The sequence below is a fragment of the Bradyrhizobium sp. CCBAU 11386 genome, assembly GCF_028128955.1.
Classification (GTDB): Bacteria; Pseudomonadota; Alphaproteobacteria; order Rhizobiales; family Xanthobacteraceae; genus Bradyrhizobium.
This window is the reverse complement of record NZ_LBKA01000257.1, coordinates 75,120-101,982: the sequence shown is the minus strand read 5'-3', so window position 1 is coordinate 101,982 and position 26,863 is coordinate 75,120. Positions and strand designations below refer to the sequence as shown.

24 protein-coding genes, 1 tRNA gene and 3 pseudogenes are annotated in these 26,863 nt (G+C 63.1%); 16 read left to right on the top strand and 12 right to left on the bottom strand.

All coding sequences use genetic code 11. The features are described from left to right. Positions 1–3 precede the first annotated feature (3 nt). Together XI09_RS38620 and XI09_RS38615 are read right to left on the bottom strand one after the other, a co-directional pair. Entirely contained in the window at positions 4–1,299 is a 1,296-nt protein-coding gene (locus tag XI09_RS38620) for an O-acetylhomoserine aminocarboxypropyltransferase (protein WP_271571580.1), read from the bottom strand. A gap of 296 nt (positions 1,300–1,595) precedes the next feature. After that, a complete protein-coding gene (locus XI09_RS38615) occupies positions 1,596–2,396 on the bottom strand; it encodes an IclR family transcriptional regulator (protein ID WP_271571579.1) in 801 nt (266 codons plus the stop codon). A gap of 142 nt (positions 2,397–2,538) precedes the next feature. Between XI09_RS38615 and XI09_RS38610 the strand changes: the two genes are divergently transcribed. The 6 genes from XI09_RS38610 to XI09_RS38585 are packed head-to-tail and all read left to right on the top strand — an operon-like array spanning position 2,539 to position 7,145. Next, complete coding sequence (locus tag XI09_RS38610) at positions 2,539–3,504, top strand: Bug family tripartite tricarboxylate transporter substrate binding protein (protein ID WP_271571578.1); 966 nt, start codon at positions 2,539–2,541, stop codon at positions 3,502–3,504. Positions 3,505–3,507: 3 nt separating this feature from the next. After that, on the top strand, positions 3,508–4,125 hold the full coding sequence (locus XI09_RS38605) for a flavin reductase family protein (RefSeq protein ID WP_271571577.1): 618 nt from the start codon (positions 3,508–3,510) through the stop codon (positions 4,123–4,125). A gap of 55 nt (positions 4,126–4,180) precedes the next feature. Next, complete coding sequence (locus XI09_RS38600; RefSeq protein ID WP_271571576.1) at positions 4,181–5,041, top strand: fumarylacetoacetate hydrolase family protein; 861 nt, start codon at positions 4,181–4,183, stop codon at positions 5,039–5,041. Positions 5,042–5,044: 3 nt separating this feature from the next. Beyond that, a complete protein-coding gene (gene hpaH / locus XI09_RS38595; protein ID WP_271571575.1) occupies positions 5,045–5,848 on the top strand; it encodes a 2-oxo-hept-4-ene-1,7-dioate hydratase in 804 nt (267 codons plus the stop codon). A gap of 25 nt (positions 5,849–5,873) precedes the next feature. Continuing rightward, positions 5,874–6,257, top strand: a complete 384-nt coding sequence (locus tag XI09_RS38590) for a RidA family protein (protein WP_027542446.1) — start codon at positions 5,874–5,876, stop codon at positions 6,255–6,257. A gap of 12 nt (positions 6,258–6,269) precedes the next feature. Further along, complete coding sequence (locus XI09_RS38585) at positions 6,270–7,145, top strand: amidohydrolase family protein (RefSeq protein ID WP_271571574.1); 876 nt, start codon at positions 6,270–6,272, stop codon at positions 7,143–7,145. A 368-nt stretch (positions 7,146–7,513) separates the two neighbouring features. Here XI09_RS38585 and XI09_RS38580 read toward each other — a convergent pair whose 3' ends face one another. Next, the gene (locus XI09_RS38580; protein ID WP_271571573.1) at positions 7,514–8,509 is read right to left on the bottom strand and encodes an LLM class flavin-dependent oxidoreductase; all 996 of its coding nucleotides are present in this window, start codon (positions 8,507–8,509) and stop codon (positions 7,514–7,516) included. 288 nt (positions 8,510–8,797) lie between these two features. On the opposite strand from XI09_RS38580, the gene XI09_RS38575 reads away from it, so the two are divergent. The 3 genes from XI09_RS38575 to XI09_RS38565 all read left to right on the top strand — a co-directional run bounded on the left by XI09_RS38575 (position 8,798) and on the right by XI09_RS38565 (position 10,554). Further along, complete coding sequence (locus XI09_RS38575; RefSeq protein WP_271571572.1) at positions 8,798–9,301, top strand: Twin-arginine translocation pathway signal; 504 nt, start codon at positions 8,798–8,800, stop codon at positions 9,299–9,301. A gap of 11 nt (positions 9,302–9,312) precedes the next feature. Continuing rightward, on the top strand, positions 9,313–9,951 hold the full coding sequence (locus XI09_RS38570; protein ID WP_271571706.1) for a ferric reductase: 639 nt from the start codon (positions 9,313–9,315) through the stop codon (positions 9,949–9,951). A gap of 114 nt (positions 9,952–10,065) precedes the next feature. After that, complete coding sequence (locus XI09_RS38565; RefSeq protein WP_271571705.1) at positions 10,066–10,554, top strand: cyclic nucleotide-binding domain-containing protein; 489 nt, start codon at positions 10,066–10,068, stop codon at positions 10,552–10,554. A gap of 143 nt (positions 10,555–10,697) precedes the next feature. On the opposite strand, the pseudogene XI09_RS38560 reads toward XI09_RS38565, so the two are convergent. From XI09_RS38560 to XI09_RS45860, 5 genes and pseudogenes are all read right to left on the bottom strand, one after another. Continuing rightward, positions 10,698–10,970: pseudogene (locus XI09_RS38560) on the bottom strand (caspase family protein); the annotation flags it as partial. Positions 10,971–10,983: 13 nt separating this feature from the next. After that, the gene (locus XI09_RS38555) at positions 10,984–12,828 is read right to left on the bottom strand and encodes a caspase family protein (protein ID WP_271571571.1); all 1,845 of its coding nucleotides are present in this window, start codon (positions 12,826–12,828) and stop codon (positions 10,984–10,986) included. A gap of 240 nt (positions 12,829–13,068) precedes the next feature. Continuing rightward, a complete protein-coding gene (locus XI09_RS38550; RefSeq protein ID WP_333939178.1) occupies positions 13,069–13,563 on the bottom strand; it encodes a septal ring lytic transglycosylase RlpA family protein in 495 nt (164 codons plus the stop codon). 565 nt (positions 13,564–14,128) lie between these two features. Continuing rightward, entirely contained in the window at positions 14,129–14,413 is a 285-nt protein-coding gene (locus XI09_RS38545; RefSeq protein ID WP_271571569.1) for a Fic family protein, read from the bottom strand. A gap of 328 nt (positions 14,414–14,741) precedes the next feature. Continuing rightward, positions 14,742–15,515: pseudogene (locus XI09_RS45860) on the bottom strand (type IIL restriction-modification enzyme MmeI); the annotation flags it as partial. Between the two features lie 243 nt (positions 15,516–15,758). Here XI09_RS45860 and XI09_RS38540 point away from each other — a divergent pair. After that, positions 15,759–18,539: pseudogene (locus XI09_RS38540) on the top strand (phage tail tape measure protein); the annotation flags it as partial. 535 nt (positions 18,540–19,074) lie between these two features. On the opposite strand, the gene XI09_RS38535 reads toward XI09_RS38540, so the two are convergent. Continuing rightward, positions 19,075–19,452 carry a hypothetical protein gene (locus XI09_RS38535; protein ID WP_271571568.1) on the bottom strand — a complete coding sequence of 126 codons (378 nt, stop codon included), beginning with the start codon at positions 19,450–19,452 and terminating at the stop codon, positions 19,075–19,077. Positions 19,453–19,567: 115 nt separating this feature from the next. Further along, a complete protein-coding gene (locus tag XI09_RS38530) occupies positions 19,568–19,777 on the bottom strand; it encodes a hypothetical protein (RefSeq protein WP_011087399.1) in 210 nt (69 codons plus the stop codon). Between the two features lie 184 nt (positions 19,778–19,961). Between XI09_RS38530 and XI09_RS38525 the strand changes: the two genes are divergently transcribed. Next, the gene (locus tag XI09_RS38525; RefSeq protein ID WP_011087400.1) at positions 19,962–20,384 is read left to right on the top strand and encodes a hypothetical protein; all 423 of its coding nucleotides are present in this window, start codon (positions 19,962–19,964) and stop codon (positions 20,382–20,384) included. A gap of 182 nt (positions 20,385–20,566) precedes the next feature. Here XI09_RS38525 and XI09_RS38520 read toward each other — a convergent pair whose 3' ends face one another. After that, positions 20,567–22,198, bottom strand: coding sequence for a hypothetical protein (locus XI09_RS38520; RefSeq protein WP_271571567.1), 1,632 nt, complete (start codon positions 22,196–22,198; stop codon positions 20,567–20,569). A gap of 94 nt (positions 22,199–22,292) precedes the next feature. Next, a tRNA-Thr gene (locus XI09_RS38515) sits at positions 22,293–22,367 on the bottom strand. A 318-nt stretch (positions 22,368–22,685) separates the two neighbouring features. Between XI09_RS38515 and XI09_RS38510 the strand changes: the two genes are divergently transcribed. The 5 genes from XI09_RS38510 (at position 22,686) to XI09_RS38490 (ending at position 26,852) form a co-directional block, all read left to right on the top strand. Next, positions 22,686–22,886 carry a hypothetical protein gene (locus XI09_RS38510; RefSeq protein WP_271571566.1) on the top strand — a complete coding sequence of 67 codons (201 nt, stop codon included), beginning with the start codon at positions 22,686–22,688 and terminating at the stop codon, positions 22,884–22,886. A gap of 40 nt (positions 22,887–22,926) precedes the next feature. Beyond that, entirely contained in the window at positions 22,927–24,633 is a 1,707-nt protein-coding gene (locus tag XI09_RS38505; RefSeq protein ID WP_271571704.1) for an FAD-dependent oxidoreductase, read from the top strand. Positions 24,634–24,846: 213 nt separating this feature from the next. Continuing rightward, the gene (locus XI09_RS38500) at positions 24,847–25,155 is read left to right on the top strand and encodes an EthD family reductase (RefSeq protein WP_145640321.1); all 309 of its coding nucleotides are present in this window, start codon (positions 24,847–24,849) and stop codon (positions 25,153–25,155) included. A gap of 238 nt (positions 25,156–25,393) precedes the next feature. After that, the gene (locus XI09_RS38495) at positions 25,394–25,903 is read left to right on the top strand and encodes a hypothetical protein (RefSeq protein WP_271571565.1); all 510 of its coding nucleotides are present in this window, start codon (positions 25,394–25,396) and stop codon (positions 25,901–25,903) included. 124 nt (positions 25,904–26,027) lie between these two features. Beyond that, entirely contained in the window at positions 26,028–26,852 is an 825-nt protein-coding gene (locus XI09_RS38490; protein ID WP_271571564.1) for an alpha/beta fold hydrolase, read from the top strand. Positions 26,853–26,863 lie beyond the last annotated feature (11 nt).

Here is a 26,863-nt window from a genome sequence, read left to right as displayed (position 1 = left end):
GGCCTAAACCTTTTGCGAGATGCGCAGCGCTTGATTGAGGTCGTCGATGATGTCCGACGCCGTCTCGATGCCGACCGAGAGACGCACCAGCTCTTCGCCGATGCCGGCGGCCTTGAGCTGCTCGGCGTCCATCTGCTGGTGCGTGGTCGAGGCCGGGTGGATCACCAGCGTCTTGGCGTCGCCGACATTGGCGAGATGGCTGATCATGCGCAGCTGCTCGATGAACTTGCGGCCGGCGGGCCGTCCGCCCTTGATGCCGAAGGAGACGATCGAGCCGGCGCCGCGCGGCAAGAGCTGCTTGGCGAGCTGGTAGTCCGTGTGGTCCTCGAGCGAGGGATGCAGCACCCAGTCGACGGCCTTGTTGGTCTTCAGCGCCTCCAGCACTAGGTGCGTGTTCTGCATGTGGCGGTCCATGCGCACGCCCAGCGTCTCCACGCCCTGCAAGAGCTGGAACGCGTTGGTCGGCGACAGGCAGGCGCCGAAATCGCGCAGGCCCTCGGTGCGCGCGCGCATGATGAAGGCTGCGGTGCCGAACTGCTCGTCGAAGACGATGCCGTGATAGCCGCCATAGGGCTCGGTCAGCACGCCGAATTTTCCGGATGAACGCCAGTCAAAACGGCCACCGTCGACGATAGCGCCGCCGATCGCGATGCCGTGGCCGCCGATCCACTTGGTCGCCGAATGCATGACGATGTCGGCCCCGAGCTCGATCGGCCGGCTGAGATAGGGCGTCGCAAAGGTGTTGTCGATCAGCAGCGGAATTCTTGCGTCATGCGCGATCGCCGCGACCTTCGGGATATCGAGCACCTCGAGCCCGGGATTGCCGATGGTCTCGCCGATCACGAGCTTGGTGTTCGGCCGGATCGCCGCGCGGAATGCAGCGAGGTCGCGCGGCTTGACGAAGGTCGTGGTGATGCCGAAGCGCGGCAGCGTGTGGGCGAGCAGGTTGATGGTGCCGCCATAGAGCGAGCTCGATGCCACGATGTGGTCGCCGGCGTTGAGCAGCGTCGCGATGGCGAGATGCAGCGCGGCCATGCCGCTCGCGGTGCAGATCGCACCGACGCCGCCTTCGAGCGCCGCGAGCCGCTCCTCCAGCACGCCGGTGGTCGGATTGGAGATGCGCGTGTAGATGTGGCCGGCGCGCTCCAGGTTGAACAGTGCGGCGGCGTGATCGGAATCCTGAAACACGTAGGACGTGGTCTGGTAGATCGGCACCGCGCGGGCGCCGGTCGCGGGATCCGGATGCTGGCCCGCATGCAGGCTCAGGGTCTCGAAGGCAGGCGGTTTTGGCGCGGGCATGCGTGGCCTCGTTGCTCGGTCGGCGATGGCGGCCCTTGTGCCACAAAACGGAGCGCCACGTCAGCCCATTGACTATTCATAAGAGGTCGTCATGCCCGGGCATAGCCGTCCGAAGGACGGCGTCGCTCCCGTTCGCCTATGCCCGGGCATCCACGTTCTTTGTGCCGCGGGGAAAGACGTGGATGGCCGGGACAAGCCCGGCCATGACGCTGTGGTTGCTTCAGTACGCCCAACACACGGCTGATGTGCGATTGACATACCGCACGCGGGGAGAGGCGAAGCAGCGCCCTTCGTGCCTACCCCCGGATCGCCTGCTCGATGATCCGCGCCTCCCGCAGCAGGATCTCCGCGACCTCCTGCTCGCGGCGGGGGCCGAGCCTCGTCCGAACGGCGGAGACGGTCATGGCCGCGGCGGGCTGTCCGTCCGGGGTCTTGATCCAGGTCGAGATCGATTTCGTGCCCTGCACGAGGCCGATCTCCCTCATATAGTAACCGCGCTTTCGTGCTGCGGTGACCTCGCCGATCACGGTTGCGACGTCGGTCTGGTAGGCCCCGAACCGCTTCTCGTTGGCTGCGACGATTTTTCGGGCGTCCTGCGCCGGCATCGCGGCGAGGATGGCGACGCCGGCGCTAGAGACGCCGAGCGGCCGGCGCGCGCCGACCTCGATCGACAGCACCTGGATCGGATAGACGCCGATCCTGCGATCGACGCACAGCGTGTCGTTGCCGGTCCGCACCGTCAGGAACAGCGTGTCGCCGATCTCGGCGGAGGCGCGCCGCAGCGACGGATTCGCCGCGACCAGCAGCCGCGACGGCCGCGCCCGTGCCAGCGCCAATTCCGGCACCTGGTTGCCGATCGCGTAGCGGCCGGTTCGATCGTGCCGTTCGACGATGCCTTCCTCGATCAGCACGTGGACGATGCGGTGCACCGTCGGACGGGTGAGGCCGGTCGCCCGCACGACCTCGGCCAGCGGCACACCGTCCTCGCGGCCCGCGGCAAGAATGCGCAGCACCGCGAGCGCGCGCCGGATCGCCTGCGCGCCCTGTCGCGGTTCTGTCATGCCGCGGGCGGCTTTCGGAGAAGGTCGTTTGTCCATAATATGGACAAGAACGCCACAATTCACTCGACAGGTAAAGCGCGCATCTGGAGATTGCGCTCCGATCGAGATGCCTTTCGAGACGCCTTGCGCGACGTCGGGGCATTCGAAGCGAAATTGGAAGCGCCGCCGGGAGGTTAACATGAGATTAATCTGGATTGCCATAGCTGCCGCAGCCGCAATGCTGACCGGGCCCGCGGCGGCCCAGCAATGGCCGGCACGCAGCGTCAAGCTGATCGTGCCCTATCCGGCCGGCGGCAATGTCGACAGCGCCGCGCGCATCATCGCCGACAAGCTCCAGGAAAAGCTCGGCCAGCCCTTCATCATCGAGAACAAGGCCGGCGCCGGCGGCATGATCGCGGGCGAAGCCTTCGCGAAATCGGCGCCCGACGGCTACACGCTGTTCGTCGGCGCCAACGGCCCGGTGCTGTTCGCGACCGAGATCAACAAGCGCGATGCCTATAACTGGAAGAAGGATTTTCTGCCGATCTCGACCATCTCGATGACGCCGCTGGTGCTCGAGGTGCATCCCTCCGTCCAGGCCAACAATTTCAAGGAATTCATCGAGCTCGCCAAGCGCGAGCCCGGCAAGCTGACCATGGCTTCGCCCGGCCCCGGCACCACCAACCATCTGCTCAGCGAGCTGATGCAGTCGAGCCTCGAGCTGCAATGGGTCACCGCGCATTACCGCGGCAACGCGCCCGCCATCAACGATCTGCTCGGCGGGCAGGTGCAGTTCGCGTTCGACCAGCTCACGGTCAGCCTCCAGCACATCAAGGCCGGCTTGTTCCGCGCGCTCGCGGTCACCAGCCCGCACCGGCTGAAGTCGCTGCCTGACGTCCCGACCTTTGCCGAGCTCGGCTACAAGGATTTCGACGGCCAGACCTTCACGGGCCTGTTCGCGCCCGCGGGCACGCCGGCGCCTGTTGTCGACAAGCTGCACGAGACGCTGGTTGCGATCCTGAAAGACCCCGGCGTGATCGACAAGTTCGAGAAGCTTGGCGGAGAATCCACCCCGATGACGTCGGACGAGTTCAAGGCTTATCTCGAGCGCGAGGACGCCAAGTGGATTCCGGTCGTGCGCAAGGCCAACATCAAGGCGGACTGATCGATGCGGATCGACCCCACCGAGCTCGGCGCGGAGCGCATCTACCGGCTGATGACCGGCATCGTGGTGCCGCGCCCGATCGCCTGGGTGACGAGCCTGTCGCGCTCCGGCGTGCTCAACCTCGCGCCCTTCAGCGCCTTCACCTTCGTCTCGCAGAAGCCGCCGATGCTCGCCATCAGCGTCGGCCGCAAGGGCGCCGACTACAAGGACACCGCGCACAACATCCTCGATACCGAGGAGTATGTGATCCACATCGCCGATACCCCGCTGATGTCAGCGGTGCACGACAGCTCTATCGAGCATCCGCCTGAAGTCAGCGAGGTCGAAAAGCTTGGCCTCGAAACGCTCGCCAGCGAGCGCATCAAGGTGCCGCGGCTCGCGGCCGCGCCGGTCGCGATGGAATGCGTGTTCCGGCAGTGCCTCGAATTCGGCGAGGCCCGCAGCCGGCTCATCGTCGGTGAGGTCGTGATGTTCCACATTCGCGACGGCCTCGTGGAAAATGGCAAGGTCGAGACCAGGGCGCTCGACCCGATCGCGCGCATCGGCGGTCCCCGCTACGCCCGCCTCGGCGAGATCGTGACGCTGAACACCGTGTTCCAGACTCCCAAATCGACCGACTGAGCGCGCGGCCCATCGCGCCGGCCCTTGTGCCCAACGATCACTGGAGAAAACGACAATGCGACTCCTGAGCTATCTCTTGGACGGCGAGCTCCGCTACGGCGCGGCTGTCGCGGGCGGCGTGGTCGATCTGACCAAGCGGATCGGCCGCGACTTCTCCGACGTGAAGGCGCTGATCGCGGCCAATGCGCTGGCTGACGCGCAGGAAGCGATTGCCGATCAGAAGCCGGATTACGCGCTCGATGATCTCGTCCTGCTGCCGCCGGTGCTGGCGCCCGAAAAGCTCTGGTGCATCGGCGTCAACTACGCCGAGCGCAACGCCGAATACAAGGACAATTCGGACCTGCCCAAATATCCGAGCCTGTTCGTGCGCAGCATGTCGTCGATGACAGGCTCCGGCCAGTCGCTGGAGAAGCCTGACGTTTCGGATCAGCTCGACTACGAAGGCGAGCTCGTCATCGTGATCGGGCAGGGCGGTCGTCACATCCCGCGCGAAAAGGCGTGGTCCCACATCTTCGGCATGACGCTGTGCAACGAGGGCACGATCCGCGACTGGCTACGCCACGGCAAGTTCAACGTCACGCAAGGCAAGAATTTCGACCGCTCCGGCAGCATCGGCCCGTGGATCGTCACGGCGGACGAGCTCGACCCGCGCGGGCCGCACGACATCATCACGCGCGTCAACGGCGAGGTGCGGCAGCAGGACACCACCGAGCGGCTGATGTTCCCGTTCGACTTCCTGATCTCCTATCTCTCCACCTTCGCCACCCTGAAGCCCGGCGACATGATCGTGACGGGCACGCCGACCGGGGCGGGCGCGCGCTTCGATCCGCCGCGCTGGCTGAAAGTCGGCGACGTCGTCGAGGTCGAGTCTGCTGGCATCGGCGTGCTGCGCAACACCGTCGCCGCGGAGCAATAGATCATGCTGGATGCCGCCACGATCGAACGCCTTGCCGCGCGCCTGGACGAGGCCGAGCGCACCAAGGCGCTGATCCCGATGTTCTCGAAAGAGTATCCCGGCCTCACGATCGAGGACGCCTACGCCATCCAGCGCGCCTGGACGAAACTCCAGCTCGGCCGCGGCCGCGTCATCAAGGGCCACAAGATCGGCCTGACCTCGAAGGCGATGCAGAACGCGGTCGGCATCTCCGAGCCCGATTACGGCGTGCTGTTCGCCGATATGTTCTATGCCGACGCCACGCCGATCCCGTTCGATCGCTTTCACGCACCACGAATCGAGGTCGAGCTCGCCTTCGTGCTGAAGGCGCCGCTGCGCGGGCCCGACTGCACCATCTTCGACGTGCTCAACGCCACCGACTACGTGACACCGGCGCTGGAGATCCTGGAGACGCGGATGCATCGCGTCGATCCCGAGACCGGCAAGACGCGAAAGGTCATGGACACGATCTCGGACAACGCGGCGAATGCCGCGCTGGTGCTCGGCGGCCGTCCGTTCCGCCCCATGGATGCGGACCTGCGCTGGATCGGCGCGCTTCTGTTCCGCAACGGCGAGGTCGAGGAGACCGGGCTTGCCGCCGGCGTGCTCAACCATCCCGCCAACGGCATCGCCTGGCTCGCCAATCGCCTCGCGCCGCATGACGAATATCTTAAGGCCGGCGAGGTGGTGCTGGCGGGATCGTTCACGCGTCCCGTGGACATCCGCCGCGGCGACACCTTCCACGCCGACTATGGTGCGTTCGGCTCGGTGTCGTGCCAGTTCGTCTGAACCAACACAGAAGAGGGAGCGCACCATGACACGGCGCAAGAGCATCCATATCGGCGGCTTCAAGCACGCCAATCCGATTCCGAACGCCTGCCGCATCGGCAATCTCGTGATGTCGGGCGTCATCCTCGGCCGCGATGCGGCCGGCGCCATGCCCGAGAGCCTCGACGCGCAATGCGCCAATATGTTCGCGCACATGAAGGCGACGGTCGAGGCCGCCGGCGGCACCACCGACGACATCATCAAGATGACGGTGTGGCTGAAGGACCGCTCGCAGCGCGCACCCGTCAATGTCGAGTGGCTGAAGATGTTTCCGGACGAGCATTCGCGCCCGGCGCGCCACGCGCTGCCGATGGACAACATGGACGGCGGCGCGCTGGTGCAGTGCGACTTCACCGCCGTGATCGACTGAAGGAGCATTCGCATGCCGACCTATCTGCCGTTCGACCCGAACCCGCGCCGCCCGGTCAAGGCGCCGCCACTGAGGACCATCGACAGCCAGTTCCACGTGCTGGGCCCGATCGACAAATATCCGGAGCGCCCCGGTGCGGCCTACCGGATGCCGACCGCGACCTGGGAAGCGGCGCTGCGCATGCACAAGACGCTCGGCATCGAGCGCGGCATCATCGTGCAGACCACGACCTATGGCGCCGACCATTCCGTCGTGCTCGACGGCCTCGCCGCGATGGGCCCGAATTATCGCGGCTGCGCCAATGCGCTGGTGTTCGCGGAGGCGAGCGACGCCTATCTCTCCAAACTCCATGACGCCGGTGTGCGCGGCGCGCGCTTCAGCTTCCGCCAGGAGCTCGGCGCCGTGCTGTCGGATGCCGATTTCGCCCGCGCCATCGCCCGCATCCGCGAGCTCGGCTGGTACGTCAAGATCCAGCCGGAGAAGGACGGCATCGTCTCCAGCGTCGCCAAGTACGAGAATCTCGACGTGCCCGTGCTGATCGACCACATGGCCCGCCCCGATCCGCAAGCCGGCAGGAACGATCCGAACCTGCGCAAGATGCTGGAGCTGCTCGCCAGGGGCAATTTCTGGGTCATGCTCTCGCTCGGCGAGAAGACCTCGAAGGCCGGCCCGCCCTACGACGACGTGATCCCGATCGCGCGCGCCTATATCGAGGCAGCCGTCGACCGCTGCGTCTGGGCCAGCGACTGGCCGCATCCGGTCTCCGTCAAGCAGCCGCCCAACGACGCCGATCTGCTCGAGCTGATGTACCGCTACGCGCCCGATGAGGCGACGCTGGAGAAGATCTTGGTGCACAATCCGGCGAAGCTGTTCGGGTTTGCGGACTAGAGCGGAGAGCTTTGAGCGCTGACGTTTCCACAGCGTCATGGCCGGGCTAGTCCCGGCCATCCACGCGTTTGCCTCGCGGTACAAAGACCGTGGATGCCCGGGACAAGCCCGGGCATGACAAACCCTCGTGAGTGCCCAAATGCGATTGCCCTGCGCTCGCGGGCTGTGGGCGATCACATACGACGTTCTGAGCGGCCGTCTGGGCGCGCGCCTCGTCCTTCGAGACGACCGCTTCTCGCGGTCTCCTCAGGATGAGGCTAAGCGGCAGCGGGGCCCGTTGAAACGACTGCCGCGAACTCCGTTCCTCATCCTGAGGAGCCCGCCAAAAGCGGGCGTCTCGAAGGATACGCCGCAGGGAAGAACGCCTCTCAGACCGCCAGCCTGTCACGCACCACAGCTGCAATCTCGAACGAGCGCAGCCGCGCGGCGTGGTCGTAGATCTGGCCCGTGGTCATCAGCTCGTCCGCGCCGGTCTCGGCGATCAGTGCCGTCAGCTTCTCCTCGACCACTTCAGGTGAGCCGACCGCGGAGCAGGACAGCGCTTGCGCCACGCCGGCCTTCTCCGCCGGCGACCACAGCGCGTCCATGTCGTCGGCCGGCGGCGGCAGCGGGCCGGGCGTGCCGCGGCGCAGATTGATGAACTGCTGCTGGAGCGAGGAGAACATCCGCTGCGCCTCCGCGTCGCTGTCGGCGGCGAACACGTTGACGCCGACCATCGCATGGGGCTTGTCGAGCTGCGCCGACGGCTCGAAGCGCGCGCGATACTCGCGCAGCGCCGGCATCATCATCTGCGGCGCGAAATGCGAGGCGAAGGCGAAGGGAAGGCCAAGCATGGCCGCGAGCTGCGCGCCGAAGGTGCTCGATCCCAGGATCCACAGCGGCACCTTCGTCCCCATGCCGGGCACGGCGCGGATCGCCTGGTCCGGCTTGACTTCGCCGAGCAGCGCCTGCAACTCCAGCACGTCGTGCGGAAAATTCTCGGACGTGGTGGCGAGATCGCGCCGCAGCGCCCGTGCGGTGAACTGGTCGGTGCCCGGCGCCCGCCCGAGCCCGAGATCGATCCGCCCCGGATAGAGCGACTCCAGCGTGCCGAACTGCTCGGCGATGACCAGCGGCGAATGGTTCGGCAGCATGACGCCGCCGGAGCCGACGCGAATGGTTTTCGTGCCGCCCGCGACATGCCCGATCACCACCGATGTCGCCGCGCTCGCGATCCCCGTCATGTTGTGATGCTCGGCCAGCCAGAACCGCTTGTAGCCCCAGGCCTCGGCATGCTGAGCGAGATCGAGCGAATTGCGAAACGCCTGCGCCGCATCGCCACCTTGGCGGATGGGCGCGAGGTCGAGCACGGAGAAGGGGATCATGTGAGGATTCCGGAAGTGGGAGATCTGCGCGACCCTGCGCGTTTGCAGGATCACATGTAGTGTCAGAACGACGCCGTCGTTCAACCATTTGAGCAACGACGGCATTCAAAATTGCCGAGCTGGCGCAAAACTGCGGTGCGGAGCGCTGGTGGTTTGGACGCTGTGGCAGGCACCTCCGTTCACAACACTGTTATTGCGACCTATTGCGCCCTTCGTCGCAACTGGGCCTCTGGCGCCTGTTGTTGTACCCTCGGCGGAGCCACTGCGCCGTTGCCAGGAGGAATGGACATGACCATGGTCGTACTCAACCGCCGCAACCTCCTCGCTGCTGGCGGCTCCGTCCTGGCGTCAGGGGTTTTGGCAAGCGGGCTTCCCGGACTCCTGTTGCCGGCCCGCGCGGACGGACTCGCACCGACCGAGTCGATGTCGGGCGGGGCAAACAACTACCGCAAGGGCGCGGCGATCGTGGACCGGATCGGCAAGGGCGGCTTCTGGATGAGCGGCACCGTCCGCCGCGCCGGCGACGGGGCTCCACTCGCCGGGCAGCGCATCCAGATCTGGGCGCACACGACCGAAGGGCAGGAGCACGAGCCGCAGAGTCATGGCGCCACGCTCACCGACAAGGACGGCAAGTTCCGGCTCGAGATGCCGCAGATCATTCCCATCTTTGGCCAGCCGCATGGTCACCTCGCCTATGACAGTGGCGAGTTCAAAACCGTCTTTCTGCGGCCGGTGATGCGGAGCGCAAAGGAAACCAGCCTGGAAGCGCATTTCGTCCTTCAGCCGGCCTGACCGCGTTGCGAGTGAAGGGGTGGAGATCGGCCCGGGTGATCCTGATCTGGGTCGCCCTAGCTTTGGCCATCGGCGTGCCGATCGCCAAAGCCGCAGGAAGCGAGCTGCTCGCATGGCGAGGTCCGGTCTACATCCTCGCCGGCTTTGCGGGGATCATCGCCCTCGGTCTCGTGCTGGTTCAGCCCCTGCTGATCGGCGGATACCTGCCGGGACTGTCGGCCTATCGCGGACGGCGCGCCCATCACTGGATCGGCGGCGCGCTGGCCGTGGGGGTGGTGATCCACGTCGCCGGCCTCTGGTTCACCAGCCCGCCCGACATGATCGACGCCCTGACCTTCTCATCGCCGACGCCGTTCTCCCCCTTTGGCGTGACCGCCATGTGGGCCATCTTCACTGTTGCGCTCCTGGCTGCGCTGCGTCGGCGATTGGGACTGCGACTGCGAACGTGGCGCTTGATTCATGTGCCTCTCGCGACCGTCATCGTCGCCGGCAGCGTGGTCCATTGCCTGCTGATCGAGGGGACGATGGAGACGATCTCGAAGGCGGTGCTGTGTGTGCTGGTGCTAGCGGCGACCGTGAAAGTCATGATTGACCTGCAGGTATGGCGAAAGCGAGGGACGTTGCGCGGCGAGAGCATTGCGCCGCAGTAGGCCACGCGCGATTGATCGCGATTTGCAGACGTCTTTATTCAAGCACGTCGGGCGTCGTCATCGCCTGTGTGCGCTCTGCTTGCCGCAGTTCGCGACGGGGCGTATCCTGGCGCAATGGCTGTCAGTGCCCCCGAGCTGAAAGCGTTCCTGCTCGCGACGCCGTTCTTCGGCGGTCTCCCGGACCCAAGCCTCGACCTCCTGATGTCGATGCTGGTCGAGCGCCGCTTTGATGCCGGCGCGACCGTCGTGGCGGAAGGCGAGCCGGGACGCTCGCTGTTCATCGTCAAGTCCGGCCGGCTGGCGGTGAGCAAGCGGGCGAACTCGGGGAATGTCATCCCGATTTCCGTTCTGAAGCCCGGCGATTTCTTCGGTGAGATGACGCTGATTGAAATGCAAAATCGCTCCGCCACGGTGGTCGCGGAGGCGCCGACGGTGCTGTACGAGCTGACGGCGCAAAAGCTCTACGCGTGCTACAAGGCCGATATCCACGCCTATGTGATCGTCCTGCAGAACATCAATCGCGAGCTTTGCCGGCGGCTGCGCCGCTCCGACGATCGGCTGGCCGGACACCAGGCGGGCGAAGACGAATCCCCTGCGAGATGAATGTGCTTCTCCGCGCTGCCGCAAGTTCGCTCTTGTACCTTTTGACGAAGTTCGTAGCCCGGATGGAGCGACGCGCAATCCGGGACGATTGCGTCCGCGGCTAACGGTCCCGGATTACGCTTGCGCTCCATCCATCCGGGCTACGCCACTTCGGCTCCGCGGGTCCGGCCGCCAAAATCGCGCAGCGACCGGCGCATGTCGGCGGCGTTGAGGTCGAGCCTGACATCGACATTGTCGAAGCCCGCCTTCTTGAACATGCCGCCGATCAGGGTGGCGTCGTTCGCCGGGTTGGTGAGCCGGGGGACGCTCTTGTAGGCGGAATTGCCGATCACCAGCGCAACGCGTCGTTCGGCCATCGCCGGTCCGCATCCGAGCCACACGGCAAAAATGATCAATAAAAACCGAAGCGCGCCCATTACAGCCGTGTTCTCAGTTGCAAACTTCGGTGGGTTGACCAGTGCCCCCGGTTACACGCTGCTGGTATTCCTGCAGCCGGCATCCCGGCTTTATAGGACGACAACCTGCCATACCGCAGATCATCTGGCCCGTCGCCTGCGGCTTCGACGGCGCTGCCTCGACCTTCTTCCTCTCGTCGTCGCGCGGCTTGGCGTCCTCGCGGGTCGCGACGGGCTTCTTGTCCTGCACCTTCTCGCACTCGTTGTCGTCGTTGACGCGATAGCCTGCGCGGCAGGTGATCTTCACGCAGGCATCGCCGTCAGCTTTGAAGCCGCGCTCGCAGACCAGCGGGCAGACGCGTCCCTGCTTGCTCTTGAGGGCGTCGAGGGCGTCGAAGCTCGCCAGCTTGGTGTCGAACTTCGTCCCGGCATGCTTGTTGAACAGGGTCAGTGAGCGCTGCGCGGAGGCGTTCCATTCTCCGTCCGATGCGCCCGTCAGACATCCGACACGACGGAGTTCTGACTGCACCAGTTTGGCAGTCTCCTGCGGCGAGAGACCGGGCGGCGACTGAGTTGGGGCAACGGCTGCGACTTTCTGCTCGCTGTCGGCCTGCGCCTTCTTTTCGGCCGCCTGTCTTGCGGCGAGCTCGGAAGCCGCCTTGTCGTTCGCGATCTTGTCAGCGAGCGCCTTCTCGGCGGCCTGTTTGTCGGCGAGCGCCTTGGCTACTGCGGCCTCGGCATCCTTCCTGCGCTGCTCGGCGGCAGCCGCCTTGGCTTCCTCGACCTGCTTGGCCTTTTCCGCCGCCAGCTGGGCGTCCTCGGCGGCCTTGGCAGCGGCAGCCGCCTTGTCCTGCTCGGCCTTCTTGGCGCGGTCCACCGCAAGCCGCGCCTTCTCCTCCTCTGCCTGCCGAGCCTTGTCTGCGGCCGCAGTGCGGGTTTCTTCGGCGGCGATCTTGTTCAACTGGCCCTTGGCGAGATCGGTGTAGAAGCCACTCGGAAAGCGGTTGAGGAAGGCAGTCCATCCTTCACGCGTGCCAAGCTGAAGTGCCAGTTCGTAGTCGCGCCGGATTTCGCTGTCGGGGCTTGCCTGCGGCCCGGTCGCGACCGGCTTCGCTGCGACCAGCGGCACGTCGTCGCCGCCGAGCGAGCCATAGACATAGGGCTCCTGCTTGTAGCCGGTGTTCTTCAAGACATCGTCGCGCACGAAGCCAAAGGCCTTGCGCAAATCGAGCCCCGGCGTCGGCAGCCGCTCGACCAGGGCTGCAGCGAATGGGCTGTTTTTGGAGTCGCCATCCGAGGCCGTCGAGCCCGCCTTTGCCGCAAACGCGATCATGGTGTTCGGGCTGGTCGCCTCGACCTTGGCGAGACCCCGGCCAATGGCGCGGGAAGCGACCGTGCGCTTCATCGTCTTGGCGAACGGATTGTCCCGGCAGGCGTCCAGGATGACCAAGCGAAGCTGCTTGGCAGGCTCCACGGCAAAGAGTGCCCGGTCGAGCGCGACGGTCTCGTCGAGCACGTCGCCGTCGGTTTCCAGCGCAGCATCCGTGGGGATCAAATAGTTCGTGCCGTCCAGCTCGATGCCGTGTCCGGCATAGTAGATGACGGCAACTTGGGCATCGCGGGTCCTGCCCGCGAACTCGCGCAGCGACCGGCGCATGTCGGCGGCGTTGAGGTCGAGCCTGACTTCGACATTGTCGAAGCCGGCATTCTTGAACATGCCGCCGACCAGGGTGGCGTCGTTCGCCGGGTTGGTGAGCCGGGGGACGCTCTTGTAGGCCGAATTGCCGATGACGAGCGCCACGCGCTTCTCGGCATGGGCCGGACCGCAGGCAAGCAAGACGGCGAATATTAATAAAGCAAAAGGACCAAAACGACTCACAGCAGTCCCCCCGGAATGCAGTGTGAAAGATTAGACAGAGCATGACGAAAAGCAAATGCTTGCTCTGTGACATTAGTCACAAGAGGGCCCTGCTTGGCCTAAGCGAGCTGAGTTAGGGTTAATCTCCTCTGCTTGCGCCCAGCCGAATAGCATGAACATGGCCCGGTGAATCCGGGGCGAGGAGGCCATCGGGACGCCCCCGCTGTCCGAGACGTGCACGACCTCCTTCGCGCGGGACGCTCAGCCCACCGGTCCCGGGATCCAATAGTCCCCTGAAAGTGGGCTAACTCTTACGTCGTCGATGACTCCGAGCTCCAGGCTTGGATCGAAATGGCGCATCGCCCGCTCGTTGAGGTCAATGATGCGGCCGGGCCTTAATGGCCCCACGTCATTGATCTTGACGATGACCTTCTTGCCGACGGCCTCGACGAGGGCATATTTCGGCCTTGCGCCAAATTGGACCCCACCGAACTTCCGACGCAAATTCGTCTTGATGGCGGCCGCCCAGACAGAGGGATCATAATGCTCGCCGGAGGCTGTGTTCGGACCGCCCTCTTCCTTGCCGGGCTTGAACGGATTGTACATGGATGCTGCGCCAACGATCGCCTCCCCAGAGGCGGCATCCACGACGGTGCTCGAGTGAACGCCACGCACTTCACTTCGAGCAACGGAAACAGAAACGGCAAGCGCAACCAGGGCGCCGCAAATCGCGGCGCTCGAGCGGAACAGCATCATAACTCCTGTGATTTTTTCGAGCGTCCGGTTCCCGATCCCGCAAACATGGTCAAGCGAACGCGGCAGCGTTCATGTACTTGCGCCAATCCCTTGCGGATTCGAGCCAACCCCTTGGCTACGGAACCGTTGTGCGAACCGGAGTGGTCCTCACGCAGTGTTTTAGGTTCTCACCGACTAAGACAGAGATTGCGTCATGAGAATGGCTCGGTGGAACCCGGGATGGAGTGGCGCGTGCGACGTTGGCGAGGGTCGAAAGCTGAGACGCCCGCGCGCGGTTGACCCATCGGGCAAAAACACTTGGCTCAAACGTAAACCCGTCAAGCTCGGCGTGACCGAGGCCGGGATCAATCGGTCCGGGCTACAGCGACTCCAACGTGCCGAACTGCTCGGCAATGATCAGCGGCGAATGGGTTCGGCAGCATGACGCCGCTGTTCGTCCGCGCAGGTACTCTTACGTGTCAGTGATAGGTGCGGCCTGAAGGGTTTTGTGCCTCGCCCTTCGCTTGCTTGGCAGCGTTAACGAGCTGCTTCGCCAGCATCCCGTCCAGCATGTCTTCCAATGCCGTCATGTTACGCCCTCAGTGAGGCGTTGATCGGCCGCTTCAAGAGCATCGTAATAGGGCTTCTTATTTCCAGCGATCTGTTCGGGAATTGTCGGTGCGCCGGGCAGCAAGCTGTCCAGTTTGATGCTCATCACGACGTACGACACCGCGCGAGCCGTGCGCCCGTTGCCGTCTGCAAAGGGATGGATCCAGTTGAGCCGCCACAAAACATACGCAGCGAGATGGACGGCACTCATCGACCAGTTGTCGTTTATGTAGTCGCAAAGATGCTCGATCTCTTCGGACACGAACGGGGCTTCGGGCGGCTGCGCTCTCAATCTCGCTTTCCAATTTGCGCTGTGCTGGATCCAGGTAGCTGGCAATTCCCGCTCGTACACGCTCCCATTCGTTTAAAAGAGGCTTAGTGATCACTGGCTCGATGATCATCATTATCTTTTCGCGATCGGTGTATTCCGATCCCGTCTCAGACCGCTTGTTTGGATCGAGACCTCGAACGAATAAAGTTCCGAAAATTGAAGGGTCGACCTCGCTCCAATCGAGTTCCGCGACGCGGAGACATATGACGATCTCGTCTGCTTCGAGGTCCAGGCTCTCGCTATCGTCGAACAGACCGCCATTGAACCATTCAATCTGCTCGAATCCGACCAGTCCCCCATCCTTCATTGCTGCGAACAGAGTGGAAGCATGTCGACGAAACTTTGAGGGTTCGCTCTTGGCAGCCTGCAACATGCGCAGGAACATTTTGTTCGGAAGCAATTCCGCATCTTCGGCGAACATGCAGAAGACAAGGCGGTTCACAAAATGTGCGACGGCAACCGGTTCATGACCACGATCCCGAAGCTTCTGTGCGAGCGTTGCAAATTCGGCAGCGGCTTCCTCGGTTAAGGTTTGCCTCGTCTTGCCAGGCTTAAGTCGCTCGGGATCAGAGAAGACCCATTTAAGCTTTTGCCGAACGTCGGGGTCACGTAAATCGTCAAGCGTAAAGCCGTGAACGACAGAGACGCTGTTGGTCCAGTTAGTATGGATCTCGAACCTATCCATATCGCAGACGACTAGTAGGGGCGGATTTTCCAGCGCTAAGGCATATTGCTGCAGTTGCGCAAAAGCTGCTTTGAGGTCCTTCCGCTTGCCTTTGTACTCCCACCCGAAGTGATCGCGCTTCCAAACATCGGCCCAGCCTTCGCCACCGGTGGTCTTGGTCGCGCCACGCTCAAAAGCGTACCACTCGCCTTTGGGATCGACATCCGTAGGCGCTGGCTCGTCCAGCATTCTGCATAGGTCGATGAAGTGGGATTGGGCCGCAGCCCTCTCTTTTAGTTCGACGCTCTTCCACTTTCGTATGAATTCGTCGAACCCCACCTTACCCCCCAAACCACGCAGAAGTTGCATCAGCCCGTCAGTTCATCGTTGCCTACAGTGATAACCGGCTATCTCGTGAAGCGCGAGAACAACTCCACAAGATATCGACTGAAACTTCCGAGCCCCTTCAACTTCTCGCTCTGAACGAGTTCGCCTGACACGGAGTGCTATGGGGCCATCTCCGAGGCGCTGGTTCCGCCGGTGCGAATAACCGTGGAAAACCGGTTCTGATTCGGCTGCTCATAAGCTCAACTTCAAGTCGCGGTCAGGTTCGGAGAGTCGGCAGCGGCTGTACTGGACGGCTACACCGAGGCGTTGAAGCAGGGCTTTGACGGGTCTGCCGCGAAAAAGATCACCGAGAACGCACTGGAAGCGTCGTCCGCGCTGGAGATGAACATCGGGGAGTTGATGAAGCTGGCCGGTAAGACCGCAACCAGCCTGTACGGAAACGTCCGTAACGCTGATCCTGCCCGCGTGGCTCGGATGATGACCTCTGTTGCCGTGGCAGCCGCCGCGACTGCCGCAGACCCGAACGAAGTGGTTGAGGCCAACAAGCGCGCTCTGTCCGCCCTGAGCACGACGAAGATGAAGGAAACCGATCTCTCCGCGTTCACGTCTGTTGGCAACTCGGCAGGTCTCCAGCCGAACAAGGCCGGCACATTCCTCGGCTACTTGACCTCTGAGTTTGCCAACGCCGGCAATGCTCGCGGCCAGCGCGCCAAGGATCTGGATCAGGCAGCTCGAATGATCGGATACGGCGGCAGGTCGCAGATGGCTCAGCGGATGGCCGCCGCACCGACTGAGTTCATGCTCGACATGTTCTCGAAGATGCGGAACATGAGCGAGCAGACCAGGGCGAAATTCGCCAACCTCGCCGGCATGCGGGAATGGCGTGATGAACTGGTGCAGATGGCCAAGGCTTCTGATCAAATCCGGGAGACCTTGAAGGAAATCGACGAAAAGAGCGACGTGGTGTCCGGATTTTCCCGGACCAAACTCAACTCGCTTCAGAAGCGATGGGACCGCATCAAGGCAATGTTCGGTCTCGCTTGGGAAAAATTCGGAGGCGGATTCGAGCAAAGCTTCATTGAGGTATCGGATTGGTTCGATAAGCACACCAGCATCGTCACCTCCGGCCGGATCGGGGAGAAGTCGAGAGAGTTTGTTGAGAGGCTGAAAAAGGCCTTCGGCGTCTCCAACATGGGGGAAGCTCTCGACAAGATCGCGGCGAAAATATCGTCGATCGACGTAGACAGGATCATCGGCTTCGCGTCCGGCTTCGTCGGCGGATTGAAGTCGATCTCCGATACCCTCATCACCATGCTGAAGGCCACCGCCAGCATCATGGGTAAGGACGGCAACAGCGCCGAAGTCCTGGGTAGGTTGGCCGGCCAGATCGTCGGCTTGTCTCTCGCACTCGGATTGCTTGCCCCCGTCATCGCCGTGCTCTCCGGCTTCGCGAACATCATCAGCCGCATCGCCGGCCTGCTCACTGGTCGGGCGTTGCTCGGGGCCGCCAGCGCCAACCCTGTAGGAACCACCGCGTTGCTCGCCTGGCTCTTGGCAGAGAACAACGACACCGGCATCTCGGACGCCGCCAAGAAGCGGCCCGGGGAGACGACGAGCCAATGGCGAGAGCGTCAACGCCAGCACAAGAAAGACCTGTATCAGAAGCAGTCCGGCGAGGGCTTCAACCCCGCCGACGTTCACCCGATGAGCTACCTTGGTGACAAGCTCGATAAGTTCAGCGGCAAGATCGAACGTGCTTCGCTCATCAGCACCGACTTTAGCGCCCGTGGTCGCGCTGGGCTGAGCGGTGGCACCGCCGTAGCAGCCAACATGAACCGTGTCGTCAGCGGCGTCGGCACTCCCGATGCGCTGTGGAAGAACGTCACGCCGGGCGGCATCCTCCCGAACTTCGGCGTAGGCTCATCTGGCATCATCAAGCGCAGTAACATCCCGTCATTCAACGGCGGAGGCGGCAGTGTTGACGATATGAGCAGGTCGGCCTTCGACAAGAAGTTCGCCGGTACTCCTCTCGCAGGCAAGTACGATCAGATCGTCGCGGCAGCCAGAGCCAACGGCATCTCACCTGCGCTGCTGGCCGGCGTGATCGCACACGAAACCGGCAACGGTCATGTGTTGTCGGGAAACAACGTGGCAGGCCTGATGGACCCGGCAACCGGGATGGCGAAAAAGATGCAATTCGCCAGTCTCGATGCCGGCATCAGCCGGGCGGGCCAAGTAGTCGCAAAGAACTACCGCCTGGCCGGTGGCAACCTCGACAGGATGGGGGAACGCTATGCACCTGTCCGCGCCGCGAATGATCCACGTAGACTGAACGGGGGCTGGCCCGCGGGCGTGCGCAAGCAGATGAATGCGTTGTCCGGCGGTGGTTCTGCCGGCAGCGGCGATGCCGTGGCGTGGGCCGAAAAGTACAAGGGCATGAACGAGTATACCGACAACCGTGTGTTGGCGGCAGCCCTTGGCGGTGACGTGCGAGGCAAGTCAAACGCTTGGTGTGCTCGCTTCGTCAACAAGGCCTTGGAAGCGGCCGGAGGCAACGGGACAGGCAGCGCGGTGGCGAACAGCTTCCAGAAATGGGGCTCCGCGATCAGCCCGCCCGACGTCAAGCGCAATGACGTTCTGCTTCAGACGAACGGACGCGGATACAATCAGCCGGGCGGCCACGTCGGTCTCGCGACCGGCGAGACCCGCATGCACAATGGCCGACTGCAAATCAAGATGCTGGCGGGCAATGACGGTGACTCGGTTCGTGAGCACTGGATCGACGCAGACAAAAACCTGATGGTTCGTCGCGGCAATCCCATCGGTCAGGTCCCGTCGCCGGTTGACGCGGTAAAGAACGTTCCCGCTGCTCCGCAGTCTGGCGTCCCGATGAGGGGCGGCTTCGTCGGTGGTGCAGGCGGCAACGTCGCGATCCACATCAATGGCAACAGCCATGATCCGGAAGCGCTCGCCACGCTGGTCCAGCGCCGTGTCGACGAGTCCATGAACTGGCGCGCTCACGATAGTGAGTCTGAATACACCTAACAAGAACGGCTTGGCCCTAAGGGGCCGGGCAACTTTTTTCCCCGTTTGCGTCAATACAAATTCCAATGCAAACGCCGATCGATCATATTCGAGTCGCGATCGACGTTCGGTCGCGTTGAAAGGAAAGCATCACCGTGAAGAGCCATCCAGTAGAGACCGCGATCGAATTCATCTTGCCAGCCCTATTCAGAGTCCGTGGAGATCATCAGGCGTCTGCGAGATCAGCAGCCGACAGCCTGATGCACTTGATCGACGGGCAGGTATTCCACGAGGTTTCAATCGAGACCGCGGAGATCGACGGGGGCTCGCGCGGTACTTCCTGACCTAGGACGTCCGTGCTGCCAGATGAGGCCACTGGCCTAGTTCGCTTGCCATATCGCCAGCGCCCCCGCGGCGGATGCGTGGTGAGCTTGGGCTCTGGCCCATCGGCGAAGTTGCGCTGCGCCTGACAGAGGTCCGCTCATGGCGGCAGAGCGGACCAGATTTGCTCAACCTGAGTTCTTCGCAGGTTGACCCATCTGCGACATGGGCAGGTTCAGCCGACCAGTTGGCAGTGCCCGCTGATGACAGTACCGTCGCGTTTATGCGCCTTAAGCGTGCCGTCGACGCGGTTGATGAAACCTTGCCAGACAGCGGTCGGGTCGAACAGATGTTGCCAAATGTTGCCGAGCGTAAGCGCCGTCTCAAAGAACAAGTGCGTATCCGTGACGTGGACGGCCAAATTGCTTCCGAATGTCCGAGAGTGCATCGTCCCCTGGTCCAGATTAACGGTGACCTGTTCCCCGTTTATGTAGACCGAGTTGCGCTCGCTACCCGTAAGGCCCCGCGCCCAGCATTTCAGATCGATCGTCTCGGCATGTGCAGCCGTTGCAGCTAGCAGCGCTGCGACGATGATGGTTGCTTTCAGCTTCACAGTTATCTCGTCGCTTTGTAGCGGCCCCGCCGGGGGTTCGGACACGGCAGGACATTCGATGACTTTGCCGAAATTTCGGTGTCGCCTTCGAAGGATGTGCAGAGGACTCAGTCGTTCAGAGGTGAGCACGCGGCAATAGCCATCCCATGATCTTCTCATGCGGATCGCGACGACTGCGGACGAATGCTTTCTCGTTCTGCTGAGCGGCGGTCCTGGCGAATTCAGAAATCCCCTCCATAGACTGCCGTTTATCCTTCGGAAGCTTCGCCCATTGGCGAATGATCTTCCGGCGGGCTTCGCGTTGCTTTTCCCTTACGTCATGCATCGGTACGCTCCTTGAAGTGGATTGTTCCGGTTCGGCCTACTATGGTTTGGGCTCACTAGAACTTCAACGTCCAATCAAGAACTCTTAGCCCCTCTGATCGTGCAGCGCTATACACGGGAGCTAGTCTCATATTGGCTTTGCAGGCCGGCCGCCCTAGAATTGCGGCGATCGCAGGACGGGCGAAATGCAGTACGTTTGCGACGCGCCGAAGGGTAAGACCTGGTTCCGTATCGAGACGGAAGGTGAAGCGGCGCATGAGTCGCGCCTGATGAGCCACACAGTCGAGAAATATTTCTGCCGCGAGCGGGAGAAGGCAGTCCAGTCCTGGCGTCCGGAGCGGCCCAACGCGATCGAGCGCGACATCGGCCTCGAGGCCCATGTACAGCGAGAGATGCCGCTTTTCCTCACGTTGCGCGACAGGGAGGGCAATGCACTGACTACAGCGATGCTGCCACCGGGTGGCAAGGATCGCGGCGGGTTCCGGATCATCATCGTTGCCGCATCCAATGCCGATCCTTATCCTCAGCAGGAAGCGGCCATCGCTGCGCTGGGAGCGCATTTCGGTCTCACACTCGATCGCAACCGCTGCTTCCCCTACGGCCGCTAAGGAGCCTGACAAGTACCGCCGCTTGATTGGAGCGATGTCGGCTCATGGCCCAAAGCGCCGGTTGAGGGACGTCCGCTATTCCGCCGCTGTCGAGCGTAGAACAGACATCGGCGCTGCCCCGCTTGGAGCGCTTATGAGTAAGCCATAACTGGCCCATCCGGGCCCTCAACGCCCTTAGCCACTCAGGCCGGGGGCGTTTTTGCAATCCGGGGGATGGCATTAATCACACGGGCCATGGCGAGCACAGACACGTCGCCATAGTCCTCGCCAGATGTTCGGGCCGCGTGGCCCTGAATGGCGTCGACGACACGCGGATCGAATCCAAGGTTACGACTGACTGACTTGAGGCGGTGCCGCCATGCGTGGTTAGGCTGGACTCGTTCGTCGGTTACCACTGCCCGAACGAAATCAAGAACACGTTTGTAGCTGCCTCTCGCGAACAGCGGGCCGTCTCCCGAGTCAGCGACGAAGCGCAACAACCCGAGTTCGATCAGGTGTGGGTGGACGGGGACCAGCCGGTAAGTCCCGGTCTTGATGCTTCCAGCAAGTGGATTGAGATCAAAAACATGGTGGCCTGACTCGGTGCGAACATCCTCTTTCCGAAGCTGTAACGCCTCCGCAATCCGGCAGCCGGTGTAGCAGGCGATCAGCGGAGCCCACCGTTTGGCGGCGGCCGTTCTCGGGTCTTCTTTCGGCTTCTGCACGTATGAACAGCAGGCCTCGAAGATCGCGCCGGCTTCCTGATCTGTGAAGCCCTTCGGTCGGGTCCTGATTTTCTTTTCTGCCTTGACCTTGACTGCGTCGGCCGGATTGTTCGTCAGCTTCCGATTGTCTACGGCCCAGCCAAAAACGGATTTGATCCCCGGCAGATCACCGTCCTTCAGGGTCTTGGCGGTCACGACCTTCAGACGGGCATCCTTGAACGCAATCATGTCCTGCTCGGTCACGCGGTTAGCATCGTCGTGACCGAGATGCTTAACCAGTCGATCGATCGCACCCTTGTAAGTGTCATAGGTGGTCCGACTGCGGCCAGTTGCTTTCGCTTCAGCCCACCACAAGTCAAGCAGGCCGGTGATCGTCTGCCGCGGCTTGATCGCTGCTACGCTTTCGATGGGTGGGAAACGCTGCGCCTTCGGATCAGGGCTGTAGTCACCTTCAGCGTTGCGCCGGAGCTGCCAGCCGGCATCAAGGCTGGCCGTTCCGACAAGGCGCAGGAAGCGTCGCCGATCATTCGGGTTTAGGTGGATGCGCTGTCGGATCAGAACCCAATCCGCGAGCAGCCCGAACCGATCTTCCAGCGCGTCGTACTGATCGGCCGGGAAGGCGTTCACTGCGGCAGTAAGATCACCAGTCCCGAAGAGTTCAAGGGCGGTGTTCGCTTCGTTCGGCATCAACGCGGCTGGCGGTGGATTCTTGATGCGACCCTCAAGCGCCGCGCGACTGAGCGCCTTGTGATACATCCATGCGTCAGGTTCGCCCGGGTTGTCGCGGTGAATTTCCTGATACAGCCGATACGTCTCGCCGCTCAGCGCGACCATGTCTTTGTGGCTGAGATTGATCGGTGGCGCTTCGGTCAGATCGAACAACCGGCGAAGATGATCCAGAGCGTTGGCCTGTCGCGCCTCCGCAATGGTCTTGTCGTCTGTCCCGAGGCTAAACGCTACGTCGCTTCCGATCGTCACCGTCCGGACGAATGGATAGTCCTCTGGTGTGCTGATGCTGAGCAAAACGCGCTTGCCGCGTAGTCGATCGACGATCTTGGTTGGAACACGAATTCGGAATTGAGGAACGGTCGAGCCGGCACGCTGGGACATTGAGAACTTCAGAGAAACCATTGGTCTGTGTGGCACTTTTGTGTGGCACTCAGGACCGAAATTTCAAGAAAATCAATGTTCTCAGCAGGATGAATGGTGCTGCCAGACAGGATTGAACTGTCGACCTCTCCATTACCAATGGAGTGCTCTACCACTGAGCTACGGCAGCATGTGCTGGGATAAGAATCGGCCGCCACAAGGGGCCTACCAAGCGGGCCGATATCTGCCACAAGCCCCCCTCCTGTGCAAGCTTGCTAGCTCCGCCAAAACGAGAAAATCGGGCGGATATCGGGGTCAAAATGCCCGTTTTTGTTCGAAACGGCCGACTTTCCGTCGATTCGGGTTCCGATTTCCCCACCCAACTGGCCAGTTGGCGGGGCTGCCGGATTCGACTCATTTTGGAGTTTCGCACGATCGGATCGCGCGGGCCTCTTGAGCTGCCACGTTCATGGGGCATGTTATCGCCGACCGCTGTAATGGACCGGTGATGGCTGACGAGAACGACAAGACCACGAGGCAGGATTCGAGACAGGCGAGGTCGTCCCGGGACGACCGGCTAAAGTCGGCGCTGCGCGAAAACCTGAAGCGGCGGAAGGTGCAGGCGCGCGAACGCGCTGCAAATGCCGACCCCTCGCAGAACGAAGATGGCTCCCTAGATGAGGGGACCGCCGGCAAGACCGGCGGCTAAAATCCGGCGGTTCAAATTTTTGGAGTTGAGTGAAGTGGCAATGGGGCAGGACGGACAGCAACCAACCGACAGTGGCGCGCTGATGTCGCGGTTCACGCGCCCCGAGCAGACCTTTCCGGCGCTGACGCCGGCGGAAATCGAGCGTATCAGGCATTTCGGCGAGCTCCGCACCTATTCGGATGGCGAGCTGCTGTTCGAGACCGGCAAGCCGGGGCCCGGCATGTTCGTCATTTTGAAGGGCCACGTCGCAATCACCCAGCGTGACGGGCTCGGTCATGTCACCCCGGTGATCGACCAGGGACCGGGCCAGTTCCTGGCCGAGCTCGGCCAGCTCTCGGGCAGGCCGGCGCTGGTCGACGGACGCGCCGAGGGCAATGTCGAGGTGCTCCTGATCCCGCCGGACCGGCTGCGCGCCCTGCTGGTCGCCGAGGCCGAGCTCGGCGAACGCATCATGCGCGCGCTGATCCTGCGCCGGGTCAGCCTGATCCAGGGCGGCGTCGGTGGCCCGGTGCTGATCGGGCCGTCGAACTCCGCCGGCGTGGTGCGCTTGCAGGGTTTCCTCACCCGCAACGGCCAGCCGCATCATCTGCTCGATGCCGACAGCGAGCACGACGCGGCCGAGGTGATCGCGCGTTATTCGCCGAAGCCGGAGGATTGGCCGCTGGTCGTCACCGCCGACGGCAGCGTGCTGCGCAATCCCAGCGAGATCGAGCTCGGGCGCGCCATCGGCATGATCGGCGGAGCGAAGGATGATCGGATCTACGACGTCGCGATCGTCGGCTGCGGGCCGGCGGGACTCGCGACCGCGGTCTACGCGGCCTCTGAAGGTCTCTCGGTCGCCGTTCTCGACACCCGCGCCTTCGGCGGCCAGGCCGGCGCCAGCGCGCGGATCGAGAACTATCTGGGCTTTCCGACCGGCATCTCGGGCCAGGCCCTGGCCGGCCGCGCCTTCACCCAAGCGCAGAAGTTCGGCGCCGAGATCATGATCCCGATGTCGGTGAAGTCGCTGGACTGTTCGCGCGGTGCCGGCACCTTCGCGCTCGCGCTGGATTGCGGCGACACGTTGCGCTCGCGCGCGGTGGTGGTCGCGAGCGGCGCGCGCTATCGCCGGCCGGAGATCGCAAATCTCGACACGTTCGAGGGCCGCGGTGTCTGGTACTGGGCGTCCCCGGTCGAGGCGCGGCTCTGCGCCGGGGAGGAGGTCGCCCTCGTCGGCGCCGGCAATTCGGCGGGCCAGGCCGCCGTGTTCCTGTCGGGTCACGCCAAGAAGGTGCTGATGATCATTCGCGGCGGCGGTCTCGGCGCCAGCATGTCGCGCTATCTCATCGAGCGCATCGAAGCGACGCCGAACATCGAATTGATGTTCAACACCGAGATCACGGCGCTCGAGGGCGACGAGGCCTCGCTGCTGCGGCGCATCCGCTGGAAGAGTCGGCTGTCGAGCGACGAGGATTTTGCCGACATCCGCAATCTCTTCCTGTTCGTCGGCGCCGATCCCGCCACCGGCTGGCTCGACGGCTGCGGCGTGACGCTCGATCGCGGCGGCTTCGTCGTCACAGGCGCGCAGTCCGAGCAGAATCTGGGCCGGCTCGTCGCGCCGCTCGAGACCTCCGTGCCCGGCGTCTATGCCGTCGGCGATGTCCGCTCCGGCTCGGTCAAGCGCGTCGGCGGCGCCATCGGCGAGGGCGCGCAGGTCGTTGCCTCCCTGCACGGCTATCTCGGCGACGCCGCAAAACCGGCGCTTTAGACAAGGACAAGACAAGGGAATGGCAAGTCGAATGAGGCTTGCCATCTTGCCGTGTCCCACAGACTATCCCTTCATCCTGAGGAGCGCGCCTAAGCGCGCGTCTCGAAGGATCGAGGCCCAGCTGTCAAAGCCGGGCCTTCATGGTTCGAGACGGCGCTGACGCGCCTCCTCACCATGAGGATCTACCAACAACAAGTTTCAAGGGAGGACTAAATGGCTGAAATCGTCGTGCTCTACAAGACGCCCAAGGATGCTGCGGCCTTCGACAAGTACTACGCCGAGACTCACATTCCGCTCGCCAAGAAACTGCCCGGCCTGAAGAAATACGCCGTCAGCAAGGGGCCGGTCGCATCTCCCGCAGGTCCTTCCGGAATCCACCTCGTCGCCATTCTCACCTTCGACAGCGTGGCCGACATCCAGGCGGCATTCGGCAGCCCGGAAGGCAAGGCGACCGGCGCCGACGTGCCGAAATTCGCCAGCGGCGGCGCCGACCTGCTGATCTTCGACACCAAGGAAGTGTGAGTCGCGAAGCGCCTCGCCAAATTCGATTCAACTTTCGTCGAAACCTGAAAGCTCGCAGCCCATCCGGGCTGCAAACTGCCGTCGTCTGTGACAGCGATGCAAAAAATTCAGCCATGCGTTTGTCGATTCGCACGACGACGCATGGCTGCGCGCGCATGTGTGATGCCAGCGCATGTAGCAATCCGATGAGGAGCGTAATACTAATCTCCATCTCAATGCAGAGAGTAGGAGAGATGTCATGGTTCTTGGGTTGAGCTTGCCCACCTTCACGATGGTCCATGTCATCATCAGTCTGATCGCCATCGTCGCCGGCCTCGTCGTGATGTTCGGCCTGCTCGGCTCGAAACCGATGCCGGGCCTCACCGCGATCTTCCTGCTGTTCACGATCCTCACCAGCGCGACCGGCTTCCTGTTTCCGTTCAAGGAGCTGCTGCCCTCGCACATCATCGGCATCATCTCGCTGGTGCTGCTCGCGATCGCCTGCATCGCGCTCTACGGCATGAAGCTCGCGGGCGTCTGGCGTCCGGTCTACATCGTGACCGCGATGATCTCGCTGTATTTCAACGTCTTCGTGCTGGTGATCCAGTCGTTCCTGAAGGTGCCGGCGCTCGCCGCGCTCGCACCCGCTGTGCCGCCGGCGCCGCCGTCCGGCCCGGTGTTCGCAGTGGTGCAGGGCATCGTGCTGGTGTTCTTCGTGGTGCTCACCATCGGCGCCTGGCGCCGCTTCAAGCCGATGGCGTTTGCCTGATCGCCCGATTCTCGTCGTCGCGGGCGGTGCGAGGCATCGCCCCTGGAACATCGCACAACCATCTTCATGCCGCCGGCTCGCGGTTCGCGGGCCCCGGAATGATTTTCACTGAAGGAGTCCCACAATGCCCACCATCACCACCAAAGACGGCGTCGAGATCTTTTTCAAGGACTGGGGCGCGGGCCAGCCGATCGTGTTCAGCCATGGCTGGCCGCTGTCATCGGACGATTGGGACGCGCAGATGATGTTCTTCGTCACCCGCGGCTACCGCGTCATCGCCCATGACCGCCGCGGCCACGGCCGCTCGGCGCAGGTCGCCGACGGCCACGACATGGATCACTATGCCGACGATCTTGCGGCAGTCACCGCGCATCTCGACCTCAAGAACGCCATCCACGTCGGCCATTCCACCGGCGGCGGCGAGGTCGTGCACTACATCGCGCGCCACGGCGAGAGCCGGGTGGCGAAGGCCGCGATCCTCTCTGCGGTGCCGCCGTTGATGGTGCAGACGGCGGCCAATCCCGGCGGCCTGCCGAAGAGCGTGTTCGACGACTTCCAGGTCCAGCTCGCCGCCGGCCGCTCGGCCTTCTACCGCGACATCGCCGCCGGCCCGTTCTACGGCTACAACCGTCCCGGCGCGAAACCGTCGGAAGCGGTGATCCAGAACTGGTGGCGCCAGGGCATGATGGGCGGCGCCAAGGCGCATTACGACGGCATCGTCGCGTTCTCGCAGACCGACTTCACCGAGGATCTGAAGAAGATCAACGTGCCCGTGCTGGTGATGCACGGCGACGACGACCAGATCGTGCCTTACGCCGATTCCGCGCCGTTGTCCGCCAAGCTGCTCAAGAAGGGCATCCTGAAGACCTATAAGGGCTTCCCCCACGGCATGCCGACCACGCATGCCGAGACCATCAACGCGGACCTGCTGGCGTTTTTCAGGGAGTGAGGTCGCGCTTA